Raw genomic sequence first — 1,691 nt, 5'->3', positions numbered from 1 at the left:
GGTTAGTTTGTCTCGTTCATGGGGATGCGGACGCCGCGTTCTTTGGCGACGTCGAGGGCGCGGTCGTAGCCGGCGTCGGCGTGGCGGATGACGCCCATGCCGGGGTCGTTGGTGAGGAGGCGTTCGAGTTTCTGGGCGGCAAGGTCCGTGCCGTCGGCCACTGAGACCTGGCCGGCGTGGATGGAGCGGCCGATGCCGACACCGCCGCCGTGGTGCAGGGACACCCAGGTCGCGCCCGAGGCGGTGTTGAGCAGGGCGTTGAGCAGGGGCCAGTCCGCGATCGCGTCGGAGCCGTCGGCCATGGCCTCGGTTTCCCGGTACGGGGACGCGACGGAGCCCGAGTCCAGGTGGTCTCGGCCGATCACGATGGGTGCCTTGACCTTGCCTTCCTTGACCAGCTGGTTGAACAGCAGGCCGGCCTTGGCGCGCTCTCCGTACCCGAGCCAGCAGATCCGGGCGGGCAGGCCTTCGAACTCGACGCGCTCGGCGGCGGCGTCGATCCAGCGGTGCAGGTGCTTGTTCTCCGGGAACAGTTCCTTGATGGCCTCATCGGTGACGCGGATATCTTCCGGATCCCCGGACAGGGCCACCCAGCGGAACGGGCCCAGGCCCTCGCAGAACAGCGGCCGGATGTAGGCCGGAACGAAGCCGGGGAACTCGAACGCCCGGGCGTAGCCGCCCTTGCGGGCCTCGTCGCGGATGGAATTGCCGTAATCGAAGACCTCGGCGCCGGCGTCCTGGAACTCCACCATCGCCTGGACGTGCCGGGCCATGGAGGCCTGGGCCTTCTTGGTGAAGCCCTCCGGATCAGCCTCCGCTTCGCGCTGCCATTCCTCCACCGAAATACCCTCCGGAAGGTAAGACAGCGGATCATGGGCACTGGTCTGGTCCGTGACGATATCAACGGTGAGTTCACCGGCGGTGTGGCGGCGCAGGATCTCCGGGAAGACCTCGGCGGCGTTGCCCACATAGCCTACCGACCAGCCGCGGCCCTCTGCCTTGGCTGCCAGGACCTTGGCGATGGCGGCGTCGAGATCGGTTTCCACCTCATCGAGGTAACGCTTGCCCGCCCGGCGGCGCAGCCGGGTCTCGTCGACGTCGACAATCAGGCAGGCACCATCGTTCAGGGTCACCGCCAGCGGCTGCGCCCCGCCCATGCCCCCGCACCCGCCGGTCAGGGTCAGCGTCCCGGCGAGGGTGCCGTTCTCATCCCCGGTCAGCTTCCGCGCGATCGCGGCGAACGTCTCAAAAGTGCCCTGCAGGATGCCCTGGGTACCGATGTAGATCCAGGACCCGGCGGTCATCTGCCCGTACATCATCAGGCCTTCGGCCTCGAGCCGGCGGAACTCGGGCCAGTTCGCCCAGTCACCGACGAGGTTGGAGTTCGCCAACAGCACCCGCGGCGCCCACTCGTTAGTGCGGAACACCCCCACCGGCTTGCCGGACTGCACCAGCAGGGTCTCGTCCTTCTCCATGGTCTCCAGCGTCCGGGTGATCGCATCGAACGCCGCCCAGGACCGGACAGCCCGGCCCGTACCGCCGTAAACCACCAGGTCATCAGGGCGTTCGGCGACCTCCGGGTCCAGGTTGTTCATCAGCATCCGCAGCGGAGCTTCCGTCTGCCAGCTCTTAGCGGTCAGCTCAGTGCCGCGGGCTGCTTTAACCGGGCGGGCACCGGTAGTGAAATCGGC

General features: G+C 67.8%; 1 protein-coding gene. It reads right to left on the bottom strand.

Annotated features, from left to right (window positions below; translation table 11 throughout):
- Positions 1 to 2: 2 nt before the first annotated feature.
- Positions 3 to 1,691 (bottom strand): urocanate hydratase (hutU, locus tag V9L17_RS21200; RefSeq protein ID WP_337352794.1); only part of this gene is annotated, 1,689 nt, incomplete at its 5' end.

The sequence above is a fragment of the Pseudarthrobacter sp. CCNWLW207 genome (assembly GCF_037203945.1).
Lineage (GTDB): Bacteria > Actinomycetota > Actinomycetes > Actinomycetales > Micrococcaceae > Arthrobacter.
This window is presented reverse-complemented; position numbering and strand designations above follow the sequence as displayed.